Annotated in this window: 1 protein-coding gene; it reads right to left on the reverse strand. The window is 42.2% G+C overall.

The window, feature by feature from the left end; all coding sequences use genetic code 11:
• The coding region (locus SB753_RS38245; protein WP_410805318.1) for a hypothetical protein at positions 1–263 on the reverse strand (263 nt) is incomplete at both ends.

The following is a 263-nucleotide window of genomic DNA, read 5'->3' on the forward strand; positions in this document are numbered from 1 at the left end:
GTATTTAATTACTGTGTATAGTAATGAAGCAGAAACGAGTTGTAATACTTCATCCCAATTCGCACGAATGAATCCCCCTTTACCACGCGCCTGCTTATACGTACGTGCCTTTTCAGGGTTTTCCACAATGCTTTTCCAAGCATCTAATGGTGACTCGTTATTTTGTAGTTCTTCTTGCCACATTTCCCAAAGCACACCACGTACATATGGATATTTCACACGAAGCGGACTATAAATGTACCAAGAAAAGCTCGCTCCACGCG

Origin of the sequence: Paraburkholderia sp. SIMBA_053 (assembly GCF_046534895.1) — a bacterium.
Classification (GTDB): Bacteria; Pseudomonadota; Gammaproteobacteria; order Burkholderiales; family Burkholderiaceae; genus Paraburkholderia; species Paraburkholderia caledonica.